Origin of the sequence: Nocardiopsis oceanisediminis (assembly GCF_048595525.1) — a bacterium.
Classification (GTDB): Bacteria; Actinomycetota; Actinomycetes; order Streptosporangiales; family Streptosporangiaceae; genus Nocardiopsis_A; species Nocardiopsis_A oceanisediminis.
On record NZ_JAFMZJ010000001.1, the window covers coordinates 6,221,505 to 6,246,723 of the forward strand.

General features: G+C 76.5%; 19 protein-coding genes. 8 read left to right on the forward strand and 11 right to left on the reverse strand.

Features of this window, described 5'->3' with window-relative positions:
• Positions 1–43: 43 nt before the first annotated feature.
• Positions 44–757 (reverse strand): class I SAM-dependent methyltransferase, encoded by a 714-nt coding sequence (locus tag J0910_RS27070; protein ID WP_420162099.1) that lies wholly within the window; start codon positions 755–757, stop codon positions 44–46.
• 80 nt (positions 758–837) lie between these two features.
• Here J0910_RS27070 and J0910_RS27075 point away from each other — a divergent pair, with 80 nt between their 5' ends.
• On the forward strand, positions 838–1,761 hold the full coding sequence (locus tag J0910_RS27075; protein WP_420161360.1) for an alpha/beta fold hydrolase: 924 nt from the start codon (positions 838–840) through the stop codon (positions 1,759–1,761).
• Between the two features lie 191 nt (positions 1,762–1,952).
• Positions 1,953–2,909 (forward strand): lysylphosphatidylglycerol synthase domain-containing protein, encoded by a 957-nt coding sequence (locus tag J0910_RS27080; RefSeq protein WP_420161361.1) that lies wholly within the window; start codon positions 1,953–1,955, stop codon positions 2,907–2,909.
• A 463-nt stretch (positions 2,910–3,372) separates the two neighbouring features.
• Here the strand turns inward: J0910_RS27080 and J0910_RS27085 are convergent, their stop codons facing one another.
• Positions 3,373–3,927, reverse strand: a complete 555-nt coding sequence (locus J0910_RS27085) for a methylated-DNA--[protein]-cysteine S-methyltransferase (protein WP_420161362.1) — start codon at positions 3,925–3,927, stop codon at positions 3,373–3,375.
• The gene (locus tag J0910_RS27090) at positions 3,909–4,469 is read right to left on the reverse strand and encodes an RNA polymerase sigma factor (RefSeq protein WP_420161363.1); all 561 of its coding nucleotides are present in this window, start codon (positions 4,467–4,469) and stop codon (positions 3,909–3,911) included. Before J0910_RS27090 ends, J0910_RS27085 begins: the two co-directional genes overlap by 19 nt.
• 152 nt (positions 4,470–4,621) lie before the next feature.
• On the opposite strand from J0910_RS27090, the gene J0910_RS27095 reads away from it, so the two are divergent.
• Positions 4,622–5,437, forward strand: a complete 816-nt coding sequence (locus tag J0910_RS27095; protein WP_420161364.1) for an SDR family NAD(P)-dependent oxidoreductase — start codon at positions 4,622–4,624, stop codon at positions 5,435–5,437.
• A 109-nt stretch (positions 5,438–5,546) separates the two neighbouring features.
• On the opposite strand, the gene J0910_RS27100 is transcribed toward J0910_RS27095, so the two are convergent.
• The 5 genes from J0910_RS27100 to J0910_RS27120 form a co-directional block, all read right to left on the reverse strand.
• On the reverse strand, positions 5,547–5,879 hold the full coding sequence (locus J0910_RS27100) for a glyoxalase superfamily protein (protein WP_420161365.1): 333 nt from the start codon (positions 5,877–5,879) through the stop codon (positions 5,547–5,549).
• A 157-nt stretch (positions 5,880–6,036) separates the two neighbouring features.
• Positions 6,037–7,158: a glycosyltransferase family 4 protein gene (locus J0910_RS27105; protein WP_420161366.1), complete on the reverse strand. Its 1,122-nt coding sequence runs from the start codon at positions 7,156–7,158 to the stop codon at positions 6,037–6,039.
• Between the two features lie 3 nt (positions 7,159–7,161).
• A complete protein-coding gene (locus tag J0910_RS27110; protein WP_420161367.1) occupies positions 7,162–8,091 on the reverse strand; it encodes a glycosyltransferase family 2 protein in 930 nt (309 codons plus the stop codon).
• 28 nt (positions 8,092–8,119) lie between these two features.
• On the reverse strand, positions 8,120–10,156 hold the full coding sequence (locus J0910_RS27115; RefSeq protein ID WP_420161368.1) for a hypothetical protein: 2,037 nt from the start codon (positions 10,154–10,156) through the stop codon (positions 8,120–8,122).
• A gap of 76 nt (positions 10,157–10,232) precedes the next feature.
• Positions 10,233–11,669 (reverse strand): serine/threonine-protein kinase, encoded by a 1,437-nt coding sequence (locus J0910_RS27120; RefSeq protein WP_420161369.1) that lies wholly within the window; start codon positions 11,667–11,669, stop codon positions 10,233–10,235.
• A gap of 175 nt (positions 11,670–11,844) precedes the next feature.
• Between J0910_RS27120 and J0910_RS27125 the strand changes: the two genes are divergently transcribed.
• Both J0910_RS27125 and J0910_RS27130 read left to right on the forward strand, forming a co-directional pair.
• On the forward strand, positions 11,845–12,651 hold the full coding sequence (locus J0910_RS27125; protein WP_420161370.1) for a TIGR03089 family protein: 807 nt from the start codon (positions 11,845–11,847) through the stop codon (positions 12,649–12,651).
• Positions 12,652–12,671: 20 nt separating this feature from the next.
• On the forward strand, positions 12,672–14,099 hold the full coding sequence (locus tag J0910_RS27130; RefSeq protein WP_420161371.1) for an LCP family protein: 1,428 nt from the start codon (positions 12,672–12,674) through the stop codon (positions 14,097–14,099).
• Positions 14,100–14,293: 194 nt separating this feature from the next.
• On the opposite strand, the gene J0910_RS27135 is transcribed toward J0910_RS27130, so the two are convergent.
• The 3 genes from J0910_RS27135 to wecB form a co-directional block, all read right to left on the reverse strand.
• Positions 14,294–16,492 (reverse strand): glycosyltransferase, encoded by a 2,199-nt coding sequence (locus tag J0910_RS27135; RefSeq protein WP_420162100.1) that lies wholly within the window; start codon positions 16,490–16,492, stop codon positions 14,294–14,296.
• A gap of 134 nt (positions 16,493–16,626) precedes the next feature.
• Positions 16,627–18,330: a serine/threonine-protein kinase gene (locus tag J0910_RS27140; protein ID WP_420161372.1), complete on the reverse strand. Its 1,704-nt coding sequence runs from the start codon at positions 18,328–18,330 to the stop codon at positions 16,627–16,629.
• Between the two features lie 220 nt (positions 18,331–18,550).
• Positions 18,551–19,627: a non-hydrolyzing UDP-N-acetylglucosamine 2-epimerase gene (gene wecB, locus J0910_RS27145; RefSeq protein ID WP_420162101.1), complete on the reverse strand. Its 1,077-nt coding sequence runs from the start codon at positions 19,625–19,627 to the stop codon at positions 18,551–18,553.
• A gap of 160 nt (positions 19,628–19,787) precedes the next feature.
• Here wecB and J0910_RS27150 point away from each other — a divergent pair, with 160 nt between their 5' ends.
• The 3 genes from J0910_RS27150 (at position 19,788) to J0910_RS27160 (ending at position 25,020) form a co-directional block, all read left to right on the forward strand.
• A complete protein-coding gene (locus J0910_RS27150) occupies positions 19,788–21,512 on the forward strand; it encodes a glycosyltransferase family 4 protein (RefSeq protein ID WP_420162102.1) in 1,725 nt (574 codons plus the stop codon).
• 326 nt (positions 21,513–21,838) lie between these two features.
• Entirely contained in the window at positions 21,839–23,164 is a 1,326-nt protein-coding gene (locus J0910_RS27155; protein ID WP_420161373.1) for a nucleotide sugar dehydrogenase, read from the forward strand.
• A gap of 689 nt (positions 23,165–23,853) precedes the next feature.
• Positions 23,854–25,020 (forward strand): glycosyltransferase family 4 protein, encoded by a 1,167-nt coding sequence (locus J0910_RS27160; RefSeq protein ID WP_420161374.1) that lies wholly within the window; start codon positions 23,854–23,856, stop codon positions 25,018–25,020.
• Positions 25,021–25,219 lie beyond the last annotated feature (199 nt).

Here is a 25,219-nt window from a genome sequence, read left to right on the forward strand (position 1 = left end):
CGTCACATTTGCGCCGCGGGGCGGGCGCGGGAGGGTAGGGTGCTCAGCCGTCCTTGCGGGCGTGCACCAGCACGATGCTCCCCCGGTCGTCGGGGGTGCCCCGGTCGCTCAGCGCCACCAGCGGGATCAGCGGCGCCGCGGCGTTGAAGCCGAACCGCCCGCCGTGCGCGGAGAGCGACAGGTAGGTGCGCTCGGCCAGCCGGGAGCGGAACTGGTAGGTGTGCTGGCGCACGGCGAGGCCGCGCTCGGCGAGCAGCGCGCCCAGGGTCTCGTGGGTGTAGGTGCTGCGCACGTGGTACCGGCGCCGGTGCGCCTCGAACAGGTGCGGCCACTCGCCGCGCCGGGACAGGCAGTCCGCCGACATCACCAGCCGGCCGCCGGGCCTGAGCACCCGGGCCATCTCGTCCAGGGCCGCGGCGCCGTCGGCGAAGTGCTCGATGGCGCAGACCGACATGACCGCGTCGACCGAGGCGTCCCGGAGCGGCAGCCGCAGGGCGTCGCCCTCCAGCAGGCCGGGCGCGCTGCGCAGCCGGGCGCCGCGCACCATCTTGGTCCGGGCCAGGTCCAGCGAGACGGCGCGGGCGCCGCGCTTGCGCGCCTCCCCGGCCCAGTACCCGTCCCCGCCGGCCACGTCCAGCACGACCTGCCCGGACAGGTCCGGGCCGAGCCAGCGCAGCAGTGTGGACGCCTCCCGCTGGCGGCAGACGTGGATGCGGTGTCCGGCGAAGGCTACGGCGTCGGTGATCCCCACCCGCACGAACTTACACACCCCCGCGGAGTGCCCCGGTGTCAGTGCCCTGTCAGCGGTCCGAGGGCGTCCGGGCCTAGCCTCCTGCCATGACGAACACGACGCCGTCCGCCGAGCCCGCAGCCGAGGTGCGCGTCCCCGGTGCGCCGGGGCTGGCGGTGCGGGTGCGCCCCGGTGAGGGGACACCGCTGGTCCTGCTGCACGGCCTGGGCCGCACCCTGGAGGACTGGGAGCCGCTGGCGCCGCTGCTGGGCGGGCGCCCGCAGTACGCGGTGGACCTGCGCGGCCACGGCCGCTCCGGGGACGGCTCGTGCACGCTGGACGGCCTGGTGGACGACGTCATCCGGGTGCTGGGCCACTTCGGCCTGGAGCGGGCCGCCGTCATCGGCCACTCGCTGGGCGGCATGGTGGCCGCGGAGGTCGCGGCGCGCCGCTCCGACCTGGCCGCCGCGGTCGACATCGACGGGCACGGCTGGCCCGCCGCGGAGCCCACCGCCGCCCGGCTGGGCATCGGCGCGGAGGAGGCCGAGGTGCAGATCGGCCTGGTCCGCGCGTTCACCGAGGAGCAGGCGGCGGCCTTCATGGCCCCGGTCCCGGCGGACGCCTTCGCCGCGGCGCTGGAGGGCTACCTCGAGATCGCCCCGCACGGCGGGACGATGGCCGCCGGGGCCCGCCGCGCGGCGGTGGAGCTCGACGGCCTGGTCGCCCCGCGCCCGGGGCCCCGCGCGGTGCGCGCCTTCTACGGCGCCTTCGACGAGTTCAGCCCGGCGCGCACCGCCCGCCGCCTGCTGGTCCCGCTGCTCACCCTGGTCTCCACCGCCCCGCTCCCCGCCCTCCCGGGCGCCCCGGTGCGGCTGGCCGACGTCCTCGCCGCCCAGGCCGCCACCGAACTGGAGCGCACCGCCCCGCTGCTGACCGCGGACGCCTTCGACGCCCCGCACGCCATGCACCTCACCCACCCCGAGGCCGTCGCGGCCCGCATCGAGGAGTTCCTCACCGCCCTCGGCCGCTGACCGCCGCCCCCGGCCGGTCCCCTGCCGCCGGGCCGCACCGCCCCTGCCGGGAGAAGGCCCGCCGGACGGGCCCCGTGCCGCCGGAGCCGCTCCGGCGAATCCGGCGGAGCGGCGCGGCCGGCGGACCCCGCCGCGGCGGCGTGCCGGGCGGGGCCGGGGCGGCGGCCTCGGGCACCGCTACCCTGGCTTGCGTGCTCGCCCGCCTGGGCCGGCTGCGCTCCGACCGCAGGGTGCGCCTGGCCGTACTGACCGCCGTCCTCGGCTGCGTCGCGCTGGCGCTGTACGCCCGCTGGGAGGAGGCGGGCGGGGCACTGGCCGCGCTGCCGCCGTGGGCCGCGCCGGCGTCGCTCGCGGCGGGCGCGGCCGGGCTGTGGTGCCAGATGATGGCCTGGCGCGCGCTCCTCTCCGGACTGGGCTCGCGGCTGCCGGCGGCCGCCGCGGCCCGGGTGGTGTTCGTCGGGCAGCTCGGCAAGTACCTGCCCGGTTCGGTGTGGGCGTTCGCCGCCCAGGTGGAGCTGGCCCGGGACCGCGAGGTCGCCCGGCACCGAGGCGCCGCGGCGACGGTGCTCGCGGTCGCGGTGACGCTCACCGTGAACCTCGCGGTCGCCGCCGGCACCCTGCCGTTCACCTCCGAGGAGGCCGCGCGGCGCTGGTGGTGGGCGCTGGCGCTGGCCCCGGTGCTGCTCGCCGCGCTGCACCCGGCGGTGGTCACCCGCGCGCTGCGGTTCCTGCTCCGGCTGCTGCGCCGCCCGGCGGCCGACGTCGAGGCGGTCGCGATCGGGGGCCGGCCGATGGCCGCCGCCCTGGCCTGGACGCTGGCCGCTTGGGTCCCGCTCGCCCTGCACATCGGGGTGCTGGTCTCCGGCGCGGACGGCGCCGGCCCGCGGGTCTGGCCGCTGGCCGCCGGGGCCTACGCCCTGGCCTGGACACTGGGCGTGCTCTTCGTGTTCGCCCCCGCCGGGATCGGGGTGCGCGAGCTGGTGCTGGCGGCGGCGCTCTCCCCGGTGCTCTCCCCCGGTGCCGCGCTGCTGGTCGCCGCGCTGTCCCGGCTGGCCATGACCGCCGCCGACGTGCTCTGCGCGGGCCTGGCCGCACTCGCCGACCGCACCGCGGCCCCCGCCGGGCCCGATCCCGGCGGGGAGGGCTGACCGGGCCCGGCCGCCCTCACGGGTTCCCGCCCGACGGCGGCGGGCCAGCGGAGCCGGGCTCCGCCGGTCCGCGCGCCCCGCCCGTCGGGGCCGCCCCCGGACCGGAAGGCGGGGCTCCGCCCCCGCGACCGCTTCCAGGCGGGCCGGCGGTCTCACCGCCTGCCCCGCCCCCGCCCCGCTCGGCAGGCGCGAACCGCGTCCGCGCCCCGCACAGGCGGCCACCGGGCGGGACCGGCGGAGACCCCGGCCGGACGCGGGCGGGAGGCCGCCCGCCGCGGGGCCTGCCCCCGCGAAGCCTCCCCGCGGCGGCCGCGGCGACGCCGGGCCCCGGACCGCCGCCTTCCCCGGCCCGCGCCCGGACCCCCGGGCGACCGGCCGCACACCCGACCGCCTCTCAGAAGTGTCCGGGCCGGGACGCCGACCGCCCCGCCTTGTGCGTGCTCGCGGGACCGGGTCCGCCCGGTCAGGCCCCGGTGGCGCGTTCCAGGGCCAGCAGGTCGGCCTTGGTCCGGTCGCCGAAGATGTACCGGCCCAGGGTGCCGTCGGAGCGGGTCACCCGGTGGCACGGGATGACCAGCGGGACCGGGTTGGTCGCCAGCGCGGTGCCGACCGCGCGGACCGCGCGCGGGCGGCCGATGAGCCGGGCGACCCAGGCGTAGGGGCGCACCTCGCCGCGGGGGATGGTGCGGGCGGCCCGCAGCACGTCGGCCTGGAAGCCGGTGCTGCCGGTCAGGTCCACCTCCAGGCCGGCGGAGTCGCCGGTGCGCAGCGCGGTGGACAGCCCGTCCGGGAGGTGCTCCGCGGCCAGCAGCGGGCGGCCGAACCGCTCGCGGAACGCGTCGGCCACCCCCGGCCCGTCCCGGCGCACGTAGGCGACGCCCCGGTCGGTGAAGGCCACGAAGACCTCCCCCGCGGCGCTGTCCGCGCGCGTCCAGCGGGCGGCGATCCGGTCGAGCAGGCGGGCCGGGGGCTCTGCGGCCAGCCCGGCCAGTCCGTCGATCAGCGGGTCCCGGTCCATCGTGCACCTCCCTGTGCTGAATCCTCGGTGAGCTCGCGGAGCCGCTTCAGCCCGCGCGAGACGTGCGACTTGGCGGTCCCCTCCGGCACCCCGAGGGCTTCGGCGACCTCCGCGGTGGACAGCCCGCCGATGTGCCGGAGCACCACCGCCTCGCGCTGCCGCTCCGGCAGCAGCCGCAGCAGCGCGGCCAGCTCCCCGCCGGTCTCCCGGCGGGCCACCGCCTGCTCCACGCTCTCCCCCGGGTCGGCCGGCTCCGGAACGCCGTCGATCGGCTCCGGGGGCGGCCGGCGCGCCGCGTCCCGGCCCCGGTTGCGCCAGAGGTTCATCAGGATCGCCATCAGCCAGGCACGCGACCGCAGCTCGGCGCGGCGCTGCGCACCGTATCCCGAACCGGCCCGGTAGGCGCGGAGGAACGCCTCCGCGGTCAGGTCCTCGGCGTCGCCGCGGCCGCCGCACAGCCGCAGTGCCGTCGAGTAGACCAGGCCGCGGTGGCGCTCGTACAGCTCCGCGAACCACGCGTCGGTGTCCGTCTCCTCGATCACTCTCACACCCTTACCAACCCCGCCGCGCCGGTCCGGTTGCACCCGCTCCTGAGCGCGGCCGGGTGCAACCGGACCGGCGCGGCGGGGTTTCAACTCCCCGAGAAGGGCGCGACCGGCGCCCCGCGAGAGATACCGAGGGAACGGAGCCCCCCATGGACCTGGAGCTGAAGGACCGCGCCGCCGTCGTCACCGGCGCCTCGAAGGGGATCGGGCTGGCCGTGGTCCGCACCCTGCTGGACGAGGGGGCCCGGGTCCTCGCGGTGTCCCGGAGCAGCGGTCCGGAGCTGGACGCGCTGGCCGCCGGCGCCGGGGACCGCCTGGTGCACGCCGCCGAGGACCTCACCGACCCGCTCGCCCCGTCCCGCGCGGTGGCCCGCGCCATCGAGGTCTTCGGCGGGCTGGACGTGCTGGTCAACAACGCCGGCGGCCCGCCGCCGGGGGTGGTGCTGCCCCGGTTCGGCTTCCTCCCCCTGGAGGACGCGGACTGGACCGCGATGTTCGAGTTCAACCTGTTCGCCGCGGTGCGCGCGGCGCGGGCGGCGATCCCGCCGATGCTGGCCGCCGGCGGCGGAGCGATCGTCAACGTCTCCTCGGGCAACGCGCACCGGCCGATGCCGATGAACGTCGACTACAACGCGGCGAAGTCCGCGCTGAACAGCGTCTCCAAGGCGCTGGCCGAGGAGTTCGGCCCGCAGGGGGTCCGGGTGAACACGGTCTCGCCCGGGCCGGTGCGCACCCCGTGGTGGACCGATGAGGGCGGCGCCGCCGACGTCCTCGCCGGGCAGGCCGGGACCGACCGGGACACGGTGCTGAACGAGGGGGCGCCGCAGATGATGGCGCTGACCACCGGCCGCCTCGCCGAACCGCAGGAGGTCGCCGACGTGGTGGCGCTGCTCGCCTCGCCCCGCTCGGCGAGCACCAACGGCGCCGACTTCGCCGTGGACTCCGGCTTCCTCAAGGAGATCTGACCTTACGGGGGCGGTCCGCCGGCGGACCGCCCGGGGAGGGCGCGCCGGGCGCGCTCCCCGGACGCGGGCACCCGTCTGCGGCTCCGTCCGCCGCGGTGCGGGTCGGTCCTCAGTCCTCCGCGGCGCCCACCCGGAGGCGGTTGCCGTCGGGGTCGCGCAGCTCCAGCTCGCGGCCCCACGGCGCCTCCTCCGCCCGGGCGCCGAACTCCTCGGCGACCCGGTCCACATCGCGCACCCGCAGGTAGACGAGGGTGTCGGGGCGGGCGTCGCCGGTGTGCTCGGAGAGGAACAGCCGGACCGGGCCGCGCGCCACCGAGACGAAGGCGGGCAGCCCCGGCTCGAACCGGTGCACCCACTCCTCGGTGAAGCCCAGCCGGGCGTACCAGGCGGCGGCCGCCCTGGCATCGGCCACCCGCAGGATCGGGATCGCCTGCTCCTCCATGTCCGCTCCTTCCGTCCGGCCCCGCGCCGGTGCGGGGCTTCCCCGCCATCCTCCCCGGCGGCACCGGCACCGTCCCCTCCTCCGGTGATCCCGGCGCCGCGCTCCTTTCCCGCGCGCCGGCGGGGCCGCTGCGCCGGTGTTTCCCGGGGGAGGCGGGTCAGCGGGCGGTCAGGGCGCGCAGGTAGGCGTCCCACAGCGCGTCGGTGCGGGCGGCCGAGGCCGCGGCGGCCCCGGCGGCGCCGGCGCGCAGCCGCTCCGCCGCACCCGGGGCGGCGAACGCGGCCAGGGCGCGGGCCAGGCCGTCCGGGTCGCCCGGGGCGCACAGCAGCCCGTCGACGCCCTCCCGGACCGCGTCCGGGAGGGTCCCGGTGCGGGTGGCGATCACCGGGAGGCCGTGCCGCTGCGCCAGCAGGACGTTCTGCGTGGCGGTGGCGGACCGGTAGGGCAGCACCACCGCGTCGGCCCCGGCGAACAGCGCGCCCAGCTCGGCGGCGGGCACGTAGCCCTCGCGGAAGTCCGTCCGGTCGGCGATGCCGAGCTCGCGGGCCAGGCCGCGCAGCTCGGCCGAGCCGCCCCAGAACTCCCCGGCGACGGTGAGCCGGGCGCCCGGCGGGGCGCCCGCGGCGAACGCGCGGAGCAGCACGTCCACCCCCTTGTAGGGCCGGACGATGCCGAAGAAGAGGAAGTGCGGCGGGCCGGGCGCGCGGACCCGGTCCGGGACCGGCCCGGTCTCCGGCAGGTGCGGCGGGAGCCCGGCGGTGCGCACGTCGGCCCCGGGGGCCAGGCCGCGCGCCAGCTCGGCCTGCTCCTCGGAGTGGACCAGCACCGCGCCGGCCCGGCGGAGCAGCGCCCGCATCAGGGCGGTGTCGCCCGGCCGCCGCTCGTGCGGCAGCACGTTGTGCGCGATGACGGCGGTGCGCGCCGCGCGGCCGACCCCGGCCAGCAGCACCAGGTAGGCGGGGACCTGCACCGGGGAGAGCGCGGCGACCGCCACCAGGTCGGCGGAGCGCCCGGCCCGGCGGCCCGCGCGCAGCCAGCCGTCCGGCCGGTACCAGGCCAGTTCGCGCCGGGTCGCCGGGTAGGGCGCGCCCTCCGGGCTCCGCACCGTCTGCCGGCCCGGGTAGAGCGCGGCCGGGTACTGCGCCCGCCACGACTCCAGCACGGTGGGGTGGCCGGCCGCGGCGAGCCGGTGCGCCAGTTCGGTGGTGTGCCGCGCCCCGCCGCCCTTGTAGGGGTGGGCCGGGCCGACCAGGACCACCCGCTCCGCTGCGCCCGGCACCGCTCAGGCCCCGTTCCGGGAGCGGACGATCAGGTCGGCCAGGAGCGCCACCGATCCCACGATCAGCCCCGTGGTCAGCAGCATCACCGTGTTGTTCGGGATGTAGAGCGGGTTGCGGACCTGGTCGAAGAGGAACTTCACCGCGCCGATGCCGACCAGCCACAGCGCGGGCGGCATCAGCACCTTCAGCGGGTTGAAGTACATCACCATCCGCACCACCTGGAGGATGTAGCGGTAGGCGTCCCGCACGAAGTGGAACTTGGACCGCCCCTCCCGCTTGGCGTAGTCGATCGGCAGGTAGGCGACCCGGTGCTGGTTGGAGAGGAAGGCCAGGGTGATCGTGGTGACGCAGGAGAACCCGGGCGGGAGCAGCCGCAGGTAGGGCAGCGAGACCGAGCGGCGGAACGCGCGCAGGCCGGAGTTGAGGTCGGGGATCGCGCTGTTGGTGAGCCGCTCGGCGAGCTTGCGGACCGCCCACTTGGCCGGGACGCGCAGGAAGCGGTGCGTGCCGGCCTCCCGGTTCCGCGCGCCCACCACCTGGTCGGTGGAGGGGTCGGCGTCCAGCAGCGCGACCAGCTCGGGGATGCGCTCGTTGGGGTAGGTCATGTCGGCGTCGGTCCACACCACGATCTCGCCGCGGGCCCGCTGGGTGCCGATCCGGCGCACCGTCCCGGCCCCGCCGTTGTGCCCGAAGGCGATGACGGCCATGTGCGGGAAGCGCGGTTCGGCCTCGCGCAGCCGGTCCAGCGTGCCGTCGGTGGACGCGTCGTCGACGGCCAGCAGCTCGTAGGTGTATCCGGAGGCGTCCATCGCCGCACAGATCCGCTCCACCTCGCGCACCACGTGCGCCTGCTCGTTGTAGCAGGGCAGCACGATGGTGACGCGGGGGGCGCCGTCCGGGCCGCCCGCCTCGCTCGTCTCGTTCCGGGTCACTCGTTCCCCTCGCGGATGGGGTGTGGTGTCAATGCCCGCCGGGAGGCACGAAGACCCACACGTCCCCCTCGAACGGCCAGGCCCCGGAGGGGCGCCGGGTCAGCGTACTCGGGTCCTGGTCACTGCGGACGCGGAAGGGGTGCTCGATCCCGTCGCCCGAAGGAGCGTAGTACTCCAGCGCCTCCCTGCCGCCCGCGGCCAGCACCGGGGTGCGGCCCCGCTCCTGGATGCCGGCGACCGCGCGGGCCACCGCGTCGGGCCCGTCCGCGGCCGCCGTCGGCACGTCGCACATCCCCCGGATGAGCTGGCCGTAGTAGTGGCCCACACCGTCGACCAGCACCACGCTGGCGTCGTCCGGGATGGCCTCGCACAGCCGCTCCGCCGCCGCGATGCTGCCCACGTCGGAGCGGTATCCCATGATGCCCTCCGAGGCGATCGCGGTCGGCAGGGCGGTGGCGGCGACGCCGGCGGCCACCGCCGCGGCGCCCAGCCGGGACCGGGCCCCGGCCGGGTCGAGTTCGCGGATCCGGCGCGCGACCCAGGCCAGCAGCCAGATCGCGAGCAGCACGAACGCCGGGAGCACCAGCACCACCAGGCGCCGGCTGGCCCACGGGTGGTCGGGGGTGATCGCGGGGCGCGCCAGGGTGGTCGCCACCGACCAGGCCAGCACCATCATCGGCAGCACCCAGTGCGGTTCCCGGCGCATCAGGATCCGCCGCACCAGCAGCGCCGCCCCGACCGAGGCGGCGGCCACCGTCGTCAGGCCGAGGTACCAGACCACCCAGTACAGGCTCTGGTCGCCGTAGTTGAGGTCCGGCTCGACCGGCACCCCCTCCAGCGCCTGCACCTGGCCGACGAAGTCCGCTGTGGCCTGGTCGCCGTGGCCGTACGCGGGCAGCACCAGGGGGCGCACCGCGAAGCCGAGCATGAGCAGCAGCACCAGCGCGAACCCGGCCGCGGGCAGCCACCGGGACCGGTCGGTCCGGGGCACCCCGCGCCGCCACAGCGCGGCGGTGAGCACCGCGGTGGCCGCCACCACGCAGCCGCAGAGCACCAGCAGCGGGTCCAGCGAGTCGGAGAGGTGGTCCAGGTAGGGGCGGGACAGCCCGAACCCGGCGACCAGCCCGTAGCCGGTGCCGACCGCCAGCCCCAGCGCCATCGGGACCGCCTGGCCGCGCCGGGCGAGCAGCAGCAGCCCGAGGAACCCGACCACCGGCAGCAGGTCCCGCAGTGCGTCGATCCGGACCACCAGGCCCAGCCCGAAGACCAGGCCGGCGGCGCCGGCCAGGGCGTGCGGCGCCCCCCACCGCTCCCGCGGCCCGGTGCGGCGGGTGAGCGCGTCGAAGGCCAGCACCAGCCCGCCGAGCAGCAGCACCTGCCCCACCGGTTCGCTGTAGGTGGAGCGGGCCGCCCACTGCACGGGCAGCGCGGCGGCGAGCACCAGCGCCGCGGCCGGGGCCCACCGGGTCCCGATCAGCCGCCCGGCCAGGCCGGCGAAGACCAGCACCGCCAGGCCGCCGACGACCGGCGGCACCAGCACCATCCCGCCGGGCCCGCCCAGCCAGAACCCGATGGAGAACACCAGCGGCGCGCCGGCCAGGAACTGCGGCCAGATGGCGTCGCCGACCTCGTAGTAGGCCAGGCTCTCGAAGCTCAGCCCGGGCGCGTCCCCGGCGATCAGCTCGCGGTGCTGCGGGATCGGCAGCCCGCCGTGCTGCGCGATCCACACGGTGTACTGCGCGTAGGAGGCCGGGTCCCGGCGGATGACCAGCGCCTCCGAGTGGTAGGCCAGCTGCACCGCGGTGAACGCGGCGGCGATCAGCAGCACCGCGGCCAGCGGCCAGCGGGGCGGGTCCTTCTCGGGGAGGGCCGGGGTCCACCGCCACACCGCGTATCCGGCGGCGGCGACGGCGGGCGCCCCGAGGAGCAGCGCGGGCAGCGGCGCGAACCGGTCGGCCAGCAGCAGCGGGAACGCCACGAGCAGCCAGGCCCCGACGGCGGCCGCCGGCAGCACCGTGACCCGGGCGAAGAGTCGCCCGGCGGCGGAGGAGGCGGTGGACGGCATGCGCCCGAGTGTGCCAGCCGAGCGCACCCGGCCGCGCGCCCCGGTCCGGCGGAGCGGCGGACCCGGGTCCGGCGGGTCAGTCGGCCTCGGGGCGCATCCGCAGGTCGAGGGCGGGCGTGCCGGCGTCGGTGAGGGCGACGGAGAGGATGCCGCCGTCCAGGGTGATCCGGGCGGTGTCGGCGGGGGCCGCGGTGCACTCCTCGCCCTGGCCCGTCTCGGTGACCTCGGCGGTCAGCCCGACGGACGGGTCGGTGTCCCCCTCGACCACGGAGAGCTCGTAGAAGCAGTCGTCATCGTCGTCGTTCTCCAGGGTCGCGGTGCGGTCGCCCTCGCCGACCTGGAGCGTCCACAGCGCGCCGTCGACCGCGCCCTCCCAGTCCGCCGCGTGGTCGGCGGTGAACTCGGGGACCGGCATCGGCTCGCCGGTGGACTCCGGGGACGGCGAGGCCGGGGCGGACTCGGCGTCCGGCGCCGCGCTCCCCTCCGCCGTCGCCTGCGCTTCGGAGCCGGGTCTCTCCCCGCCGCCGCGGAGCAGGAAGAAGGCCCCGGCCGCGGCGGCCAGCAGGGCGAGCACGGCGAGCACCGCGACGGGCCCGGGACCGCGGCGCCCGGCGGGCGGCTCCGCCCGGGTGGGCGCGGCCGCCGCTCCGGCCGGAACGGTCGCCGCCGCAGCGGCGGCCGCGGCGGCGGGGGCCGCCGGGGCGCTCTTCCGGCCCAGCAGCTCCATCAGCAGGTCCTGCGAGGACGGCCGGCGGGCCGGGTTCTTGTCCAGCGCGGCGGCGACCGGGGCGCGCAGCCGCTCCGGCAGGCCGTCCAGGTCGGGGGCGGCGTTGACCACCCGGTTCAGCACCTCGGCGACGGTGCTCCCGGCGAACGGCGCCCTGCCGGTCGCGGCGAAGGCCACCACCCCGCCCCAGGCGAACACGTCGGTGTGCGGGCCGATGCCCTCCCCGCCGATCTGCTCGGGGGCCATGAAGGCGGGGGTGCCGATGGAGGTGTGCGTGCGCTCCCCCTGCGCCTGCGGGACCTGGGCGACGCCGAAGTCGATCACCCGCGCCCCGCCCGCGGCCAGCAGCACGTTGTCCGGTTTGAGGTCGCGGTGGACGATCCCGGCCTCGTGCACCGCCACCAGGGCGGTGGCGATGTTCACCGCGAGCCGGTCCAGGTCGCCGCCGGAGAGCGGGCCCTCGTCGCGCACCACCGCGGCGAGCGGCGGCCCCTCCACGTACTCGCTGGCGATGTAGGGCGGGGAGGCGGAGAAGTCGGCGTCCAGGACGGCCGCGGTGCAGAACGAGGCGACCCGGCGGGCCGCCGCGGCCTCCCGGACGAACCGGTCGCGCAGCCCGGGGTCGCGCATGCCCGCCGGGTTCAGCGTCTTGACCGCCGCGCGCGCGCCGTCCGGGTCCTCGCCGAGGTAGACGACGCCCTGGCCGCCCTCACCGAGCCGGCCGAGGAGGCGGTACCGTCCGATCTCCCTGGGGTCCGACGGACCGAGCGGCTGTGCCTGGCTCACTGGTCTCTTCACTCTCCCGCACTGCAGAGGACCTGTGGAAGCGACGGTACTCGACGCGGCCCCGGGGGCCGCGCCCCGGCCCGCACGGGGCGGGGCCGACCGGGCAGTAGCATGTGGCAGACCTCGCCCGCCCCTGCCCCCGCGGGGCGACCCGTCAGAAACGAAGGTTCCTCCCTTGTCCCCGGAAACCCCAGCGGCCCTGTGGCGGTCGGCCGCCGCCCAGGACCCCTCCCGCCCGTTCGTGACCGCCTACGACGCCGGCACCGGCGGCCGGGTGGAGCTCTCCTACGCCACCTTCGACAACTGGGTGGCCAAGACCTCCGGGCTGATCGCCGACGGGCTGGGCGCGGTGCCCGGTGAGCGGGTCGCGCTGGCCCTGCCGGTGCACTGGCAGAGCCTGGTGTGGCTGCTGGCCTGCTGGTCGACCGGGACGGTGCCGGTGCCCGCCGCCGGCCCCGGGGACGTGCCCGAGGCCGATGTCGCGGTGGTCGACGGGGCCCGGGTGGAGGCCGCCCTGGACGGGTCGGCGCGCGAAGTGGTCGCGGCCTCTTTGCACCCCCTCGGCGCCCCGCTGGCGGACTGCCCGCCGGCCGCGCTGGACTACTCCGACGAGGTCCGCGCCTACCCGGACGCGTTCAGCCCGCGCGGCGCCGCCGGACCGGGCGACCCGGCGCTGGAGCTGAACGGCGTCCGCTCCGGTGCCGACCTGGTGGCCGCGGCCCAAGAGGCGGCAAAGAGGTGGATGCTGACATCCGATGACCGTGTGGCTATCATCACCTCAGCGCAGGATCCCCTCGGGGCGCTGGGCGGCGACCTCTCCGCGCTCCTCGCTCCCCTTTCCCGCGCGGTTCCGCTCGTACTCTCCCCGAGTATCGATTCGGCTAATCTGCAATCACGTCTCGGTATGGAGCGCGCCACCGCGATCATCGGCGCGCCGCCCGGCACCCCCGCGAAGACGGGCGACATCCGAGTCCTGTCCTGACGTCTAGTCATTGGTTCCCGATGCCAAGAACACGCCCCTCATCACGCGGCTCCACGCGGGGTCACGCCGCAGCGCGGCGGGCGATCTCGCCTCGCCGCATCATCGCCCTGGTCTCCACCTGCCTGCTCATCTGCAGCCTGCTGACCGCCTACGGGGTCTACTGGAACATCTACAACAAGATCAACCAGCAGAACATCGACCTCGACCCGTTCGGTGACCGCCCGACCCGGGTCGACGGCGTCCTGAACATCATGCTGATCGGCTCCGACGTGCGCAGCGGCGACAACGCCGACTACGGCGACGCCGAGGGCGAGCGCCCGGACACCCTGGCCATCGCGCACATCTCCCCCGAGAAGGGCCGGGCGACCATCGTCAACATCCCCCGGGACTCGGTGGTCGACATGCCGGCCTGCGAGCCCACCGACGAGAAGCCCGGCCAGGACGCGCACACCGCCATGATCGGCGAGTCGATGAACAACGGCGGCGTCCAGTGCCTGTGGGGCACCGTCGAGCAGCTCACCGACGTGCACATCGACCACTTCGTCAGCGTCGACTTCACCGGCTTCAAGGAGATGGTCAACGCGCTCGGCGGGGTCACCATGTGCATCCCCGAGCCGATCCGGGACGAGAAGGCCGGCCACCTGAACCTGGAGGCCGGCGAGCAGACCCTGGACGGCGAGGACGCGCTGGGCTACGTCCGGTCCCGCAAGGGGCAGGGCGACGGCAGCGACCTGTCCCGGATCGACCGCCAGCAGGACTTCATGGGCGCCATGCTGCAAGAGGTGATGAACGGCGACGTGCTGTCCAGCCCGAGCACCCTCAACGCCTTCCTCGGCTCGGTCGCCGACTCGCTGAGCACCGACGACGGCCTGACCGTCTCCACCATGGGCGACATCGCGGTCGCCATGCGCGAGGTGGACCTGAACAACATCGAGTTCGTCACGGTGCCCAACGGCCCGCACCCCGCCGACCGGAACCGGGTCGCCTGGAGCGAGCCGAAGGCGACCCGGCTGTGGCAGTCGGTGGCCAGCGACGAGATCAGCGATGGCAAGGAGGACGACGAGGGCGGCAAGGGCAAGGGCGGCGACAAGGCGCCCAAGGTGGAGCCGTCCACCATCTCGGTGGAGGTGCTCAACGGCACCGACACCCCGGGCCTGGCCGACGAGGTCTCCACCGGCCTGGCCGGGATGGGCTTCCTGCCCGCCGGCACCGGCAACCCGCTCGGCGAGACGCCGGAGAAGAGCACGGTCTACTACCCGCCGGGCAAGGAGGCCGAGGCGAAGGCGGTCGCGTCCAAGCTGAACAGCGCGACCACCGAGGAGAACCCGGCGCTGGCCGAAACCCTGCAGCTGGTCGTCGCCTACGACTGGAACGGGTTCAAGAGCGGCGGCGGGGGCGGCGCGGACGTCGAGGGCAAGAGCGCGGCCGACGCCAAGACCGCCTGCTGACCCTGCGCCCGGTCCGCGCGGTGCGCGGACCGGGCACGAGAGCGGCCCCGCACCGGGATCCCGGTGCGGGGCCGCTCCGCTTTACGGCTCTCCCCCGGCCCTCGTGCCCGGAGGAGGCGATGGCCGCGACGCTGCGGGGGTGTCGCGCTCCGACGGCCCCGCAGCGCCACGATCGCCGAGAGGGGCGGGGCGGGTCAGACCGCGACCCGCTCCGGCAGCGAGACCGGCTCGGGGGCCGTCCCGCTGACGATCAGGTCGGTCCACATCCGGCAGACCTTGTCCAGCGCGTAGTTCTCGGTGATCTCCGCGCGGGCCGCGCCGCGCACCGCGTCGAACCGGCCCTCGGCGACGGTCCCGTGGATCGCCTCGGCCATCGCCGCGGTGTCCTCGTGCAGCCAGCGGTGCGAGTAGATGGTGTCCGCACCGGGCCAGGAGAGCACCGCCGGGATGCCGCCGGAGGCGGCGCACTCCGCCGGGGCCAGGTGGAAGCTCTCGTCGTCGCTGGTGGAGACGGTGAACCCGATCCGGCGCAGCCACGCCGCGACGTCCGGGCCGAACGGGTCGAACACCACGCCCTCGGCGAGCAGCGGGTCCCGGCGGATCTCCCGGTAGGTGCGCTCGTAGTACTCGCGCTCCTCCGGGCGGTTCCAGATCCACCAGTAGTCCCAGGGCTGCTTGGACTTGACCGCCAGGGTGAAGCGGCGGTCCCGGCGGCGCAGCTCGCGCAGCACCTCCAGGGCCCGGTCCAGGCGCTTGCGGGACGGCGCGATGCCGATCATGCCCAGGGTGAACTCGGCGCCGGGCAGCTTCTCCCGGTCCAGCTGGTCGACGTCGACCCAGTTGGGCAGGGTGACCACCTTGTCCGCGGGCCAGCCGGCCAGCTCCCGGGTGAGCGAGGCGTAGTAGGGGCTGACGCAGATCACCGCGTCGACCTTCTCGATGTCCAGCTTGCGCGGCCACTCCGCGTACAGCTCGAACCGGTGCAGCCGGACCAGCAGCCGCTGGTCCTGCCGCTTGTGCTTGGCGTAGAACAGCGCGTTCGGCCCGCACCACTCGCAGATGACCACGTCCGCCCAGGCCGCCAGCTCCTTGCTGCGGTACTGGTCGTGGGCGCGCAGCGACTCCCACTCGTCCAGCCGGACGTCCAGTCCGGGCAGCGCGGTGAGGTGGTCGGCCAGCCGGGTGAAGAACTTGAGGTCGTGCCCGGCGATGACCACCTTGAGCGGGCGGGCCGGGTCGGTCCCGGCCGGGCCCTGCGGGCAGGCGAGGTCCAGGTACCCGGCGAGCCGCTCGGCCGCCCGGTCCAGGCTGAACGCGGCCGAGGCGGACCGGCAGCGCTCGGCGGCCTCGGCGCGCACCACGGGGTCGGCGGCGAGCGTCAGCACGTCGGCGACGTCCTCGGCCTCCGCACCGGGCTCGGCGAAGAGCGGGTAGTCCTCACCGAGCAGCGCCTCGTGCGCCGGGGTGCGGTTGAGCACCACCGGCAGCCCCAGCGCGCCCATCTCCAGCACCTTGGTGGACAGCTCCAGGCTGGCGTCCAGGTCCGGGTCGCGCCAGGAGAGGCCGACGTCGGCCCGGGCGGACAGCCGCAGCGCCTCGGCCCGCGGCTTCCCGCCGTGCCAGACCACCCCCTGGGTTCCCTCCAGCGCCTTGGACATCCGCCGGGCCCACTCCGGGTTGTCCCGGTGGATCTTGTCGCCGATCATGTCCAGCTCGGCGGCGACCCCGCGCTCGGCCAGCACCTCGGGCAGCCGGGCCATCTCCAGGGTGTTCCAGCGCGGCGCGAACTTGCCGGTGTAGACGAGGCGGAGCGGGCCGCCCCCGTCCCCGCCGGCGCCGCCCCGCTCGGGTCCCGCCCGGCCGGGCAGGTCCTCGGGGACCACCACCACCGGCGGGAACAGCACGCTCTTGCCGGCCGAGGCGGGCACCGCCGACTCCAGGAAGCAGCGCAGGTCCTCGGTCTGGCAGAGCAGGAAGCGGGAGGCCACCGCGATGTCGGTGAGCTCGGAGACCGCTCCGGCGGTCAGCTCCGGGACGCTCTGCGGCACGTCGGTGAGGTAGGTCCAGAGCCGGCCCTTGAGCGCTTCGCTCTGCGCGGCGAGCACGGCCAGCCGGCGGCCGCGCACCACGACCAGGTCGTAGCGGTCCCGGCCGTCCAGGTCGGCCAGCAGGCCCACCGCCTGGTCCGGGGTGAGGCCGCGCGGCCCCAGGTCGGTGAGGAGCTTCTCCTCGTAGGGGCGGCGCACCTCGACCCCGGGGACCCCCTCCAGCGGGGCGACCAGCCGGTCGGTGGAGACCTCGGCCTTGAGCAGCAGCGTCACCCGGCAGCCGGCCGCGGCCAGCGCCTGCACCATGGACTGCGCCCAGACCGCGGAGCCGTCGATGATGTTCATGTCGACGTCGCCGTAGACGAGGGCGCGCGGCCGCCGCCCGCGGCCGTCCCCCCGGCCGTCCGTGAGTCCCTGCTTCGTCACGTCTTCCCTTTCCAATGCCCCGGTCGCCGCTCCGCTGAGCGGCCCGTCCCCGTTCAATTCGTCCCCGGGGCGCTGTGCGCGCGGCCCTGCTCCGGGCCGGGGGCGGCGCCCCGGTCCGGCCCGAGTGCCAGCAGGCGGGCGCCGTGGCGGTTCCACAGTCCCGGGTCGATCCCCCGGGCGGCCAGCGCGGTGCGGACCAGGTCCGGCCGGACCGCTCCGACGAAGACGTAGTCCTGGTCGGCGCCGACGGCCCGGACCGCGTCGCCGCCGGGCACCGCGGCCTCGCCGACCGCGTCCGCGCCCGAGCACTCCGCGGCGCAGACCAGGTCGGCCAGGTGCGCCTCGCCGCGCGGGCCGTGCCACAGCGCGCTCCAGGGCGCGTCGGCCTGGCGGGCCAGGGCCGCCCAGCGGGCCGCCCCGCCGCCGTCCGGCACCGGAGCGGCGCGCACCGGGACCCCGAACGAGCGGAGCCGCTCGACCCCGGTGAACCGGGAGGCCCCCTCCGGGACCACCACCTGCGCCGCCGGGTGGGACTGCTTGAGCAGGTCGTCGGCGAGCGCCAGCGACTCGGTGTCGTCCAGCGGTGCGGCGAGCACCGCGGTGCGCCGCCCGGCCAGCGGCTGCCCGGCGCCGCCGGAGCCCGGGGCCAGGTCGAGCCGGCCGATCACCTCGGCCAGCCGGACCGGGGTGGCGTCGGTGAGGAAGACCGAGCGGAGCGCGGCGCGCACCTCGTCCGGGGCCGCCGGGCCGGCCGCGCGCAGCCGGGCCAGCTCCTCGGCGGCCGCGTCGGAGCGGAGCGCGGAGGCGTCGGTGGGCACCGAGGGCCCGCGCTCCCCGTCCGCGGGGCGGCCCAGCAGCAGGGCGCGGGCGCCGCAGGCCAGCGCCCGGTCGGCGGCGGCCTCGTCCGCGGCGACCACCGCGGCCGAGGAGCGGAGCAGGCCGGGCAGGTCCTCCCAGTGCGGGTCGGCGGTGCGCAGCCCCAGGCCCGCCACGAGCCGCCGGGCCACCGCGTTCAGCGGCCGGTACGGGAGCGGGAGCACCGGTTCGGCGGCGCGCTCCGGTTCGGCGGCGATCGGGTTGAACCGGTGCAGCGGGACGCCCAGGTCGCCCTGGTGGACCAGGTCGAAGGGGAGCCGGGCCAGCGCGGGCGGCGCGGCGGCGTCGGCGATCAGCACGCTGGGCACGCCGCGGGCCGCGGCGGCCTCCAGCACCCAGGCCAGGGCGCGGGTGCGGTCGGCGGCGGCCGGGTCGCCGGTGTGCGCCCAGGCGCTGCCGGTGCCGGCCAGCGCCGCGGAGGCGGTCACCAGCACCAGGTCGACGTCGACCGACTCGAACACCGGCTGGGCGTCCTGCGGGCGCAGCGGCACCACGCGCAGGTACGGCTCGACCGCGGCGGCCGCCTCCGGGGAGAGCACCCCGGCCACCGCCAGCCGCTCGTCGCGTACCCCGATGGTGCCGCTGAGCAGCCGCACCTCCTGGCGCTCGGTCTCATAGGAGCGGACCGGGTCGGGCTTGCGCCGCCGGCCGGTGGCCTGGGCGGTGGTGCCGTTCCTGCGCCACAGCCGGAACAGGTCCCGGGGCAGCCGGACCAGGCCGCGCCCCGGGCGCTTGGCCGCGGAGGTCAGCGCCCGGCCGACCTGGAGCGAGGTCGACCCCTCCAGGGCGGCCAGCCGCGCCTGCGCCTCGGAGAGCTGGGCCTCCCGCTCCGACAGCGCCCGCCGCAGCTGCTCGGTCTGGCTCTGCTCGCGCCGTTTCATCGCACCTCCCCGAGGAGGGATTCCGGGTTCGCCGTCGCGGAACCCCGCGGCCGGTCATCGGGTCGTGGCGTGCTGGGGGAGAACCAAGCCGGCACGGCAACTCCTTCCAAAGCTTCGGGTATCCGGGCCGGTCGCGGACGGGCCGGCGCCGATCGCGCGGGGCCCGTCCGCCCGGCGGGCGGACGGGCGGCGCGGGCCGGCCGCCCGCGCCGAGGAGGGTTCAATGGTCTCCCACCTCGCCGCAGAGCACGGAGGCGATCCGCTCCCCGGCCCGGCCGTCCCACAGCGGGGGCACCGGGCGCTCGGCGGGGGCCTCCGCGGCGGCCTTGGCGACCAGGCCCGGCAGCTCGGGCAGCTCCGCCTCGGAGACGAGGCGGTTGGTGCCGTGCGTGATGGTCACCGGCCGCTCCGTGTTGGGGCGCAGGGTCAGACAGGGCACCCCGAGGATAGTCGTCTCCTCCTGGACCCCGCCCGAGTCGGTGACCACCGCGCTGCTGCCGCGGACCAGGGCCACGAAGTCGATGTAGCCCAGCGGCTCCAGCAGGTGCACCCGGGGGTGGCCGCCCAGGCCGGCCGCGGCGAAGGCGGCCCGGCCGCGCGGGTGCACCGGCATCACCACGTCGATGTCGTCGGCGACCTCGTGCACCGCGGCGACCAGCCGGGCCACCGTCTCCGGGCGGTCGACGTTGGCCGGCCGGTGCAGGGTGGCGGCGACGTAGGACTCGGGCAGGCCGGTCCGGTCGCGCAGCGCGCCGGTGTCGAACCGGTCGAGGTTGCCGAGCAGGGTGTCGATCATCGGGTTGCCCACCAGGTGCACCCGGCCGACCGGGACGCCCTCGGCCGCCAGGTGGCCGACGGCCTCGGGGCTGGTGGCGAAGCAGAGGTCGGAGAGCTGGTCGGTGACGCGCCGGTTGACCTCTTCGGGCATGGACATGTCGAAGGAGCGCAGCCCGGCCTCGACGTGCGCGACCGGCACGCCCAGCTTGGCGGCGACCAGCGCGGCGGCCACGGTGGAGTTCACGTCCCCGTAGACCACCACCATGCCGGGCCGGCGCTCGGTGAACTCCTTCTCCAGCCCGACCATCAGCGCCGCGGTCTGCTCGGCGTGCGTCCCGGAGCCCACGCCCAGGTCGGCGTCGGGGCGGGGCAGCCCCAGGTCGCGGAAGAACACCGCGGACATCCGGTCGTCGTAGTGCTGGCCGGTGTGGAGCACGCTCTGCTCGGCACCGCGGCCCTCCAGCGCCGCCACCACGGGCGCCGCCTTCACGAAGTTCGGCCGCGCCCCGACGATGTGCAGGAACGCGCCTGGCGCCGCGGCGTCGGCGGCCGGTGCCGGTGACCCTGTTGACACTGTCTTCCTTTCAGCTGTCCCCGGGTGCACAGTTTCCGCGCCTCCCGGGATCTCGACGCCCGAACGTCACCGTCCGGCCATCCCCGCGTGGTTGCATGCGAGCGTGTTGCAGAACGTGAGAGCGGCGACCTACGCCGCCACCCTCGCCTGGCGCCACCTGCGGGACGAACCCGCGCGCTCCCCCCTGCTGCTGCTGCGGGTGCTGCCCGCCCCGGCCCGCTCCGGGCTGCGCCGCGCGGCGTCCCGGGGCGGCCCGCTGCTGCGGGCCTACGCTCTGGCCGACGCCGGAGAGCGCGCCGAGGCCGTGCGCACCGTGCGCGGCGCCGCCCATCGCGCCTCCCCCCGCTCGCTCGCCCGGTCGGCCGCGTTCGCCCTGGCGATCCGCGAGACCGGCCTGGCCGACGAGCTGATCGAGCGCCTGCCCGAGGGCGGCCGGCGCGCGGCGCTGGCCGACCGCTCGGCCCTGGTCGCCGGGCGCAGGGTGCCCGACCACCGTGGATACACGCTCACCGTAGCCCCGGAGCGGAGAACGCGGCGCGACCGCCCGGTGAACGGTCAGCGATCAGCCGAGCACGCCCGGCGTTCCGGCCTGCGCGTGCTGCACATGGTCACCAACGCGCTCCCGCACACCAACGCCGGCTACACCCAGCGCACCCACCGGATCGCGCTGGGCCAGCGGGCGGCGGGGCTGGAGGCGCACGTGGCGACCCGGGCGGGCTACCCGCTCAGCGCCGGGAGGCCGGACGCCCGGCCCCGCGTGGTGCTGGACGGCGTGCCCTACCACCGGCTGCTGCCCTGGTCGGCGCCGTCCGGCGGGGACGGCGAGGTGCGGGCCGGGGTGCGGCTGGCCGGCCCGCTGCTGGACCGGGTCCGGCCGGACCTGCTGCACGCGGCCAGCAACCACGTCAACGGCCGCACCGCGATCGAGCTGGGGCGCGCCCGCGGCCTGCCGGTGGTCTACGAGGTCCGCGGCTTCCTGGAGGAGTCCTGGCTGTCCCGGGACCCCTCCCGGTCCACCGCCGACGCCTACTACCTGGCCGAGCGGGAGCACGAGACGGCCTGCATGGCCGAGGCGGACCTGGTGGTCACCCTGGGCGAGGCGATGCGCGCCGACATCGTGGCGCGCGGGGTGCCCGCGGAGAAGGTGCTGGTGGTGCCGAACGCGGTGGACGAGTCGTTCCTGGAGCCGCTGCCGGACGGCGGCCCGGTGCGCGAGCGGCTCGGCATCCCCGCCGGCGCGTTCGTGGTCGGCACCACCACCAGCTGCTACGGCTACGAGGGCCTGGACACGCTGGTGGACGCGGTGGCCCTGCTGCGCGAGCGGGGCGTGCCGGCGCACGCGCTGGTCGTCGGGGACGGCCCGGAGCTGCCCGCGCTGCGCCGGCGCGCGGCCGAGGCCGGGCTGGACGGCGCGGCGCACTTCCCCGGCCGGGTCCCGGCGGGCGAGGTCCGCGCGCACCACGCGGCGCTGGACGTGTTCGCGGTGCCCAGGCGGGACGAGCGGGTGAGCCGGCTGGTGACGCCGCTCAAGCCGGTGGAGGCGATGGCCGGCGGCCTGCCCGTGGTCGCCTCCGACCTGCCCGCGCTGCGCGAGCTGGTGCGGCCGGGGAGCACCGGCGAGCTGGTCGGCGCGGGCGACCCCGCGGCGCTGGCGGAGCGGCTCGCCGCGCTGGCCGCCGATCCCGCGGCGCGCGCCGCGCTCGGCGCCGAGGCGCGGGCCCGGATCGGGCGGGACCGGACCTGGACGGCGGCCGCGCACCGGTACGCGGAGGCTTATCGAGGGCTCCTCGGTGACGGGGGCGAATGGAGTGTTTCGTCTAACCCCGAGTGACCGGAGAGTAAATTCCACCCGGTAATTCGGAAGCTTGCTCCGATATCCGGAGATAGCACTCTAAAGTCGGACTCGACGAGGCCGGATCCGGTCCGGGCGAGGTACCGGAGCCGGTCGTACCTCGGTCGACGCGGAGGAAGAACACCAGGCGGATTTGTCCGAACCAGGCCATTTCTCAGGGGTCCGGCCAACTCGGAACTACGCTCAGGCGTCTAGCCAGAGTAGCCCGAAGGCGCACACTCCCCGCTGCGACACGCCTTTATACGCAACCGCACGTCTTTGCAAGCGATACCGCCGAAAAGCGCTCAACGAAGGTGAGGGGCCCCGTGGACGTCGCAACCCCAGCAAGCGATCTAGCCGTCATCGGTCTCGGGTACGTCGGACTCCCGCTGGCGCACGAAGCCACCAGAGCCGGGCTCACCGTCACCGGGCTCGACCTGTCCGGCCCCGTGGTCGACGGCCTGAACGCCGGCCGGTCGCACATCGACGACCTGTCCGACACCGACATCGAGCGGATGCGCGAGGCGGGGTTCACCGCCACCACCGACGCCTCCCGGCTGTCGGGCGCGGGCACCATCGTGATCTGCGTGCCCACCCCGCTGTCCGCGGAGGGCGGCCCCGACCTCGGCGCGGTCACCTCGGCGGCCGCCTCGATCGCGGCCCACCTGACCCCGGGAACCCTGGTGGTGCTGGAGTCCACCACCTACCCCGGCACCACCGAGGAGGTGGTCCGGCCCATCCTGGAGGAGTCCGGCCTCATCGCCGGCGCCGACTTCCACCTGGCCTTCTCCCCGGAGCGGATCGACCCGGGCAACCCCTCGTTCGGGGTGGCCAACACGCCCAAGGTGGTCGGCGGCCTCACCGAGGAGTGCGGGCGGCGCGCCGCCGCCTTCTACGGCCGCTTCGTCGATCAGGTGGTGCGCGCCCGCGGCACCCGCGAGGCGGAGATGGCCAAGCTGCTGGAGAACACCTACCGGCACGTCAACATCGCACTGGTCAACGAGATGGCGGTGTTCTGCCAGGAGCTCGGCGTGGACCTGTGGGACTCCATCGCCTGCGCCGCCACCAAACCGTTCGGCTTCCAGGCCTTCTACCCCGGACCCGGGGTGGGCGGGCACTGCATCCCGATCGACCCGAACTACCTCTCCTACAAGGTGAAGACGCTGGGCTACCCGTTCCGCTTCGTGGAGCTGGCCCAGGAGATCAACGCCCGGATGCCCTCCTACGTGGCGCAGCGCGCCCAGGAGCTGCTCAACGACAGCGGACTGGCGCTCTCCCGCTCCCGGGTGCTGCTGCTCGGCGTCACCTACAAGGCCGGCATCGCCGACCAGCGCGAGTCGCCGGCCCGGCCGGTCGCCCGCAAGCTCGCCGCCAAGGGCGCCGAGCTCAGCTACCACGACCCCTACGTGGCGGAGTGGTCGGTCAACGGCACCCAGGTGCCCCGCGCGCTGGACCTGGAGCAGGCGCTGGCCGAGGCCGACCTGACCATCCTCCTCACCGACCACCCCGACTACCGCCCCAAGCTGCTGGCCGAGCACGCCCGGCTGCTGCTGGACACCCGCGGCGTGATGCGCCGGCTGGCCCCGGACTCCCCGGACCGGGCGCACAGCACCACCTCCCCGATCGAGCGCGAGGGCATCGAGGTCCTCTAGCCCCGCCACCCCAGGGCGGCCCGGTCCGGCGACCGGGCCGCTTCCCCCGTGCCCGCTCCCGGACCCGCCGGCGGCCGACCCCGGCCGGTCCGCCCCGGCCGCCGAGGACCTGCGCCGCCCCTGGGAGCGGCCCCGGCCGCCGGACGGTCGAGCCCGGCGCGGGCGCGGCGGGGCTTTCGCGGCGCCCGCGCGGAGGCGGCCCGTCCCGCCGGTGCGCCCGACCCCCGGCTCCGGGCCCCGGGCGCCCCCGGAGCCCGAAGAACCGGCGTCGGGCACCGCGCCATGACGCGGGAAAGACGGCCGAACGCGCCATGCCCCTGAAGGGGCACCACACCCGCCCAGGTTGAAGAACAAGCTCAGAGACCGTCGGGCATCCGGCCGGTCGCCCGGACTCGGCAGCGGACCGCCCCGTTGATCTTGGACTTGCGGGGGTATCAGGGCGCCCTGATACCCCCGCAAGTCCAAGATCAACGGGGAAGTGGGACGGCGGCCCGGCGGCGCACTGCCCGCAGCGGCCGCTCTCCCCGGCCACCGGAGCCGCATCCGTCTCTTCATGCGCGCGGCGACCTCGGGGACGCCCGTCCTTCACTCTCCGTTCGCCGGGCCCGCCTACCCTTCCCAGCAGGTCGGCCGCCCATCCGGGCGGAACCCCCCGGACCGGGACGCTCACCACCCAGGCGGAGGTGCCCATGCACGCACTCGTGGCCACCGTGGTCCACCACCCGGAGGACGCCCGCATCCTGCACCGGCAGATCCGGGCCCTGCTGGACGCCGGCCACTCCGTGACCTACCTGGCCCCGTTCCGCGAGCGCGGCGTCACGCCCTGGCCGGAGCTGACCGCGGTGGACGTGCCGCGCGCCGCCGGACGGCGCCGGCTGCGGGCTCTGCGCGCCGCCCGCGCGGCGCTGGAGGAGCACGCGCCCCGCGCCGACCTGCTCCTCTTCCACGACCCGGAGCTGATGCTGGCCCTGCCCAAGGAGCGGCCGGCCACCGTCTGGGACGTGCACGAGGACGCCGCCGCCGCGCTGCTCACCAAGCCGTGGATGCCCCGGCCGCTGCGCCGGCCGCTCGCCCCGGTGGTGCGCGGCTTCGAGCGCCGCGCCGAGCGCCGGATGCACCTGCTCCTCGCCGAGGAGGGCTACCGGGACCGGTTCTCCCGGCAGCACCCGGTGGTGCCCAACACCACCGAGGTGCCGGAGCGCCCGGCCCGCCCGCCCGGCCACGACCGGATCGTCTACCTCGGCCACCTGTCCGAGGCGCGCGGCGCCCGCGAGCTCATCGAGGCGGGGCGGCTGCTCCGCCCGCACGGGGTCCGGGTGGACATCATCGGCGCGGCCGACCCGCAGGTCCGCCCGCTGCTCCGGGACGCCCAGCGCGACGGCCACGTGCGCTGGTACGGCTTCGTGCCCAACGACCGCGCGCTGCGCATCGTCAGCGGCGCGCTGGCCGGGGTGAGCCTGCTGCACGACACCCCGAACTACCGGCACTCGCTGCCCACCAAGGTGGTCGAGTACATGGCGCACGGCCTGCCGGTGATCACCACGCCCTCGCCGGTGGCCGAGGCGCTGGTCAGCGGCCGCCCGGAGGGGGCCTGCGGGATCGTCGTGCCGTTCGGCGACGCGGCGGCCGCCGCCGAGTCCGCGCTGCTGCTCCGCGGCGACCCCGCGCTGCGCGCCCGGTTCGCCCGGACCGGCCACGAGATCGCGCGCGACCACTACCACTGGCCGGTGCAGGCGGAGCGGTTCGTCCGCCAGCTGGAGGAGTGGGCGGGGGAGGCGACCCGGGAGACCGCCCGCGGCCGCATCCCGGCCCAGTGCTCCGGCCCCGCCGCCCCGCTGCGCAACGCCCGCGCCTGACCCGGTCGCGGGGCCGCCCCGCGACCCATCCCCCTCCGGCCGCCGGGACGGACCGGGGCCGCCCGGCCCCGGCCACCGCCCGGCGCGCCCGGCGGAGCCGCCCCCGCCCACTTCCCCGGGGCGAGGGGCGGCGGCTCCGCCCCGCCGGACCGCCCCGCTTCAGCCGGGCCGGCCTGCGGAAGCAGCGGCCCCGCCGGCT

What these genes read in the sequence shown, in the direction of transcription:
- J0910_RS27075 (WP_420161360.1), top strand. Translation starts at nt 838, where the DNA reads ATGACGAACACGACGCCGTCCGCCGAGCCCGCAGCCGAGGTGCGCGTC.
- J0910_RS27085 (WP_420161362.1), bottom strand. Translation starts at nt 3,927, where the DNA reads ATGGACCGGGACCCGCTGATCGACGGACTGGCCGGGCTGGCCGCAGAG.
- J0910_RS27095 (WP_420161364.1), top strand. Translation starts at nt 4,622, where the DNA reads ATGGACCTGGAGCTGAAGGACCGCGCCGCCGTCGTCACCGGCGCCTCG.
- J0910_RS27100 (WP_420161365.1), bottom strand. Translation starts at nt 5,879, where the DNA reads ATGGAGGAGCAGGCGATCCCGATCCTGCGGGTGGCCGATGCCAGGGCG.
- J0910_RS27115 (WP_420161368.1), bottom strand. Translation starts at nt 10,156, where the DNA reads ATGCCGTCCACCGCCTCCTCCGCCGCCGGGCGACTCTTCGCCCGGGTC.
- J0910_RS27130 (WP_420161371.1), top strand. Translation starts at nt 12,672, where the DNA reads ATGCCAAGAACACGCCCCTCATCACGCGGCTCCACGCGGGGTCACGCC.
- J0910_RS27135 (WP_420162100.1), bottom strand. Translation starts at nt 16,492, where the DNA reads ATGAACATCATCGACGGCTCCGCGGTCTGGGCGCAGTCCATGGTGCAG.
- J0910_RS27140 (WP_420161372.1), bottom strand. Translation starts at nt 18,330, where the DNA reads ATGAAACGGCGCGAGCAGAGCCAGACCGAGCAGCTGCGGCGGGCGCTG.
- J0910_RS27160 (WP_420161374.1), top strand. Translation starts at nt 23,854, where the DNA reads ATGCACGCACTCGTGGCCACCGTGGTCCACCACCCGGAGGACGCCCGC.